This window comes from Micromonospora sp. NPDC047753, assembly GCF_040642735.1.
Taxonomy (GTDB): Bacteria; Actinomycetota; Actinomycetes; order Mycobacteriales; family Micromonosporaceae; genus Micromonospora.
Window position 1 is genome coordinate 1 of sequence record NZ_JBEYSL010000501.1, and the last position, 4833, is coordinate 4833.

At 67.7% G+C, this 4833-nt stretch carries 7 protein-coding genes and 1 tRNA gene; 1 reads left to right on the forward strand and 7 read right to left on the reverse strand.

The features are described from left to right. Positions 1-193: 193 nt before the first annotated feature. From ABZ749_RS29495 to ABZ749_RS29525, 7 genes are all read right to left on the reverse strand, one after another. The gene (locus ABZ749_RS29495; RefSeq protein WP_357233521.1) at positions 194-646 is read right to left on the reverse strand and encodes a SitI3 family protein; all 453 of its coding nucleotides are present in this window, start codon (positions 644-646) and stop codon (positions 194-196) included. Positions 647-656: 10 nt separating this feature from the next. Further along, on the reverse strand, positions 657-1055 hold the full coding sequence (locus tag ABZ749_RS29500; RefSeq protein WP_357233523.1) for a hypothetical protein: 399 nt from the start codon (positions 1053-1055) through the stop codon (positions 657-659). 155 nt (positions 1056-1210) lie between these two features. Then, positions 1211-1729, reverse strand: coding sequence for a DUF6244 family protein (locus ABZ749_RS29505; protein WP_357233534.1), 519 nt, complete (start codon positions 1727-1729; stop codon positions 1211-1213). 155 nt (positions 1730-1884) lie between these two features. Next, positions 1885-2196 (reverse strand): hypothetical protein, encoded by a 312-nt coding sequence (locus tag ABZ749_RS29510; protein WP_357233525.1) that lies wholly within the window; start codon positions 2194-2196, stop codon positions 1885-1887. Next, positions 2193-2357, reverse strand: coding sequence for a multiple cyclophane-containing RiPP AmcA (amcA, locus tag ABZ749_RS29515; RefSeq protein WP_357233527.1), 165 nt, complete (start codon positions 2355-2357; stop codon positions 2193-2195). Before amcA ends, ABZ749_RS29510 begins: the two co-directional genes overlap by 4 nt. 154 nt (positions 2358-2511) lie before the next feature. Next, positions 2512-2928 carry an NUDIX domain-containing protein gene (locus ABZ749_RS29520; RefSeq protein ID WP_357233529.1) on the reverse strand — a complete coding sequence of 139 codons (417 nt, stop codon included), beginning with the start codon at positions 2926-2928 and terminating at the stop codon, positions 2512-2514. Positions 2929-3158: 230 nt separating this feature from the next. After that, positions 3159-3234: transfer RNA gene (locus ABZ749_RS29525), tRNA-Lys, on the reverse strand. 187 nt (positions 3235-3421) lie between these two features. Between ABZ749_RS29525 and ABZ749_RS29530 the strand changes: the two genes are divergently transcribed. Further along, positions 3422-4684, forward strand: a complete 1263-nt coding sequence (locus ABZ749_RS29530; protein ID WP_357233531.1) for an Ig-like domain-containing protein — start codon at positions 3422-3424, stop codon at positions 4682-4684. Positions 4685-4833 lie beyond the last annotated feature (149 nt).

Here is a 4833-nt window from a genome sequence, read left to right on the forward strand (position 1 = left end):
CAGGTCAGGACCTTCATCGTTGGTGCGCCGCCAGGGACTCGAACCCCGAACCCGCGGATTAGGAGATTGATCGTCCAGGATGGCTAGCGCACGGTCCATGCCGCCCGCAGCCGGCCGAAGAAGTCCTTGCGTCTGCGGGCGCGTCAGGGCCGAGGCCCTTGCCAGTCGCGGAATAGGCTGGCCGCCGAGCCTCTTACCGGCTGAGAAGATCGTCCTCGCCGTGAACGCCCCACCAGCTCAGTGCGTGCCGGCGCAGCGTTCCCGAGAAGCGGGTCAGTAGCAGCCAGTCGGCGTCGAGGATCAGCGCGGCGTCCTCCGGTCGCTCGTCCAGCACCCGGGCCACACTCGCCAGCATCTCCCGCGTCGCCCGGTCGGAGGATTCGCTCTTAATCAGCCGGAAGCCGATGGTGACGTACCGCTCTGGTTCCCACTCCCACATCGAGCCGTCACCATCCTCGGCCTCGAAGTAGCCGTGGGAGCCGCCGTGGATGCTCACCGTGTAACCACACCGATCGCTGAGGTCCGCACTCAACACCCGGGGCCTGCCATCTACCGCCGACTCCTCAACACCTTCCGGAGCAACGACACCGGCCAGCACATCGAGAGGAATGTCGCCGGCCAGCGTCAAGCGGTACTCGGTCGCCATGGATAGCCCTTCAGTCTCGTCGCAGGATCTGGATTATCGCCCCGCTGCACGTCACCGCCACCAGTTCCTTCAACCCTGCTATCGGCCAGTCGTCGAACTGTCTCTGCAACGCCGGGAGATCGCCACTCCAGTCGTGGAGGTTGACCACCACCCGTTGGGTCTGCTCGCTGGTGATCTTGTCGGATACCCCGCTCCACACGCCTCGCACGCTCTTCGCTGGCATCGGGGAGTAACAGTCGAAGACGTGTCCCTCGATCAGGTAGTCGGGATCCTTGCCCGGTTTCCCGGAATCACCGGTACCGAGCCGGGCGTCAGCGATCTCCTGCCGGCTCGGGTTCTGGTGGAGTCGGTACCCCTCCGCGGCGACGGTATCGGCGCACTGGTTCTCCAGTTCCAGGGAGCGCCGCACGCGCGCGTCTTCTCTCGGAGGAATCTGGGTACGCCGGCCGGTAGGCGAACCGCCGCGCTCTCCGGTCGGCTTGCGCGTCCATGGCGTCACGCCCCTACCGGGGGATGGTGTGTTAACCGAGGCAGGGCTGGTCGGTACGGCACCGCCAGCCCCGCTCAGTTTCCCAACTGTCGTGCCTCGGCGATCGCCGCGTCTACCGCCTGGCGGGTGGTAGCGGTGCACTGGACCAGCACGACAAGCACCTGCTTGACGCTCTCCAGAGCCTGCAGCAGCCCTCCTGGCTGCCCACCCTGCAGAACTCCAACGACAAGCTGCTGCGCCTCACCGACTTGGGTGATCGTGGCGGCCGTCTGGTCACGGATGCCGTCGACCGCACTCTGCACCGGCGTCAGCCCGCTGATGGTCTCCCCCGGACTGGCCTGCCTCGGGACACCAGCGGCCACCTTCGTGGCATCACCGACAGCCCCGGTCAGACCTCCCAGTCCACCCCGGATGGTGGCGATGGCTCCGCGCACCCGCGCCATACCGGCAGCGACCGCAGCGAACCCGGCACCCGCCGCGCGCAGCGCGATCTCCTGCGCCTGCTGATCAGCGGCGGCAGCCAGACCCTGTGCACGTTCGACCCCGGCCGCCAGCGTACGTAGCTCCGTAGTGATCTTCTCGACATGCGACACGCTGCCGGATTCCTCCACCTGACGACGAGAGCTCAGGAGGTCGAACCTACCGGCACGGCACCGACGTCACCAGACGTCACGGAGGAGTAAGTGATCAGTGGTCGCGGGCGAGAAGGCGGTAGAAGGAGAGAGCGTGAGACGGCGGGAGATCGCGGTCAGCGCGGCGATTCAGCCCCACTGTGGTGTCGGGCGGGCCAGCCGAGGAACCGGTCGAACAGGCCTTTGACATCGCCGCCGGTGCTCGGATCGAGCTGGTGGAGGTCGTCGATGGCCTCATGGAGCAGGCCGGCCAGGTATAGGAAGAGGCCGACTGTGTTGTCGCGGTACTCGGCGACCAGTACGAGCCGCGCCCGTCCGCAGGGCCAGGGCTGCCCGCAGCGGCGACACAGCCAGAGCGGACGCAACGGCAGATGCTCCGCCGGCACGGGCCGGTGCTGCTCGTCAGCACCGGTTCCGTCCGTACTCATCGGCGGCGGCACTTCCGTGCCTGTTGCTCGAACAGGACCCGCCAGACGTGCGTCAACAGCGGCCGTTCGGCCGAGCCCGGTCCCACCGCCGCCGGGACCACCGCTGCGCGGTCTGTCGCCAGCTCGCCGGCCACGGCGTACCGCGACACGTACACCGTCATGGCCGACCCCCGGGGCGGGGCGGTGCCTGGACCAGCGCGCCCCAGTGCCCCGCCGCCGGTCGGCTGGCCCGCCCGACGCGGCGGCCAAACCCGTGCCCGGCCGTAGCCGATATCAGTTCAGAATCGACCCAGCAATGGTCTGGCCAGTACTGCCCTACATCGAGAGCAGCGCCTCCTCGTTGGAGGTGATGAACTCCTTTAACGCGTCCGGCTTGAGATCCACCGCAGGAAGCTCGTCGATCCTCAACCGGTCAAGCTGGTAGCCACCACGCGACGGGTCAGCGAACTCCTGCCCCGTACGGGCGTCCTCGTTGAGCTGAAGTAGCCGACAGGCAAAGAAGTGCTGGACCGCAACGCCCTCTCCACTGGGGGCGGTGAACAGGAGCACCTGGGCGAACCGGTCGGCCTCGGCACCGAGTTCTTCGTACAACTCCCGGCGAAGCGCGGCCTCCAGTGAGGCATCCGTCGACTCCACGCCACCGCCCGGCGTCGTCCAGTACGGCGCCCGGCCGGGCTTGATCCGCCTGATCAGCACGAGACGGTCTTCCTCATCCAGAAGAATCGCCCGCACCGACCTACGCATGATCCGACGCACAACTAACTCCCATCCGCGCCCGGGGGATGCACCGGCGGCAGCGCGCCTCACTTGATCCATGGGTCTGTCAGCCGGCATCGCACCGCGTCCCACCGACCCCGGCCACGTCCAACGGCTCCCGAGCACCCACCGAGCGACGCCCATTATCGGCGTACGCGAAAAAGGCCCTGACCGGCAGAGATCTGCAAGGTCAGGACCTTCATCGTTGGTGCGCCGCCAGGGACTCGAACCCCGAACCCGCGGATTAAGAGTCCGCTGCTCTGCCAGTTGAGCTAGCGGCGCTCGTTCGGCAACGGAGAGAACATTAGCACCCCTCCCGAGCGGCCTCCAATTCGGTTCCCCGGGTCCCCCCTTCGGTCGAGCTTTGCCGGCAAAAGCCCCGAACCGGGCACCACCGTCAAGATCGGGACGTGGGTTGCGGCGTCGATGCGGCACGATGTCCGCCAGGTACGCGAGAACAGAGGTGGGCATGGCACGGTTCACGCGAGCCGGGGCGGTGGTGGGCGCCCTGACTCTGGCGGCGGCGCTGGCACTGACCGGATGCGGCGGCGACGGAAAGAAGCCGGAATTCGTTGGCGGGGCGTCCCCGGACGTGAGCGCCACCCCCGGCTCAGCCGCACCTTCGACACCGAGCACACCGAGTGGGCCAGCACTCGCGCTGAGCCCGGCGAACGGCACGAAGAACAGGCCGGTGAGCACGGAGATCAGCGCGAAGCTCCCGGACGGCGGGAAGGTGTCAGCTGTCACGTTGACGGCGGACGGCGGCGGCTCGATCGAGGGCAAGCTGCGGAGCGATGGTTCGTCCTGGGTGCCGTCCGCTCCGCTGAAGTGGGGCACCCGCTACACCGCCACGGTGACGGCCAGCGCGTCGGACGGTACGAGCAGCCAGGGCACCAGCAGCTTCACCACGATGGCCAAGCCGAAGTCGACGATCGGGTCGGGCCTCTACCTCTTCGACGACAAGAGTTACGGGGTGGCCATGCCGGTGGTCACCGAGTTCCACCCGGGTATCCCGAAGAAGGACCGGGCGGCGGTGCAGAAGCGGATGTTCGTCAGGACCGACCCGCCGCAGCCGGGCGCGTGGCACTGGGTCAGCAACGGCACGCAGGCCTACTACCGGGCTCCGGAGTACTGGAAGCCGGGCACCACCATCACCGTGCGGATCGCCCTGGCGGGGATGCCGTTGAGCAACGGTAGGTACGGCGACATCGACCGCAAGGCCACCGCCAAGATCGGCCGCTCGTTCGAGATGAAGGTCGACAACGCCAACAAGAAGATGACGGTGTTCGAGAACGGCACGCCGGTACGCACCATTCCGGTGAGCCTGGGCAAGAAGAGCACCCCGTCGTCGAGCGGCACGATGGTGGTGATGGAGAAGAAGGAAGCCACCGTCTTCGACACCCGCGACGACCCGGATCCGGCCAACCGTTACGTGACCGACATCCAGTTCGCCCAGCGGCTCACCTGGGGCGGCGAGTACATCCACGCCGCACCCTGGTCGGAGCACGTGCAGGGGCGGCAGAACGTCTCGCACGGCTGCGTGAACGTGTCGATGGCGAACGCCAGGTGGTTGTTCGACAAGACCCGGATCGGTGACCCGATCACGATCAAGGGCACCGAGCGCAGGATCACCGCCGGCAACGGTTGGACGGCGTGGAGCCTGAGCTGGTCGGAGTTCATCAAGGGCAGCGCGTTGCCGGTGCCCAGTGGCGGGGCCGGCCCGGCGGTCTGAGCCGTCGGCCTCGTTGCGCCGGCTCGGCCGTTGGCCGGGCCGGCGTACTCTTGCACTCCCGCCGGTCGATGACGACGCGGCGACCCCCGCACTCCCGGCACGGAGACGAGCCAGGCTCACGAAACGCCGAATAGTAGCAGGATTCGGGC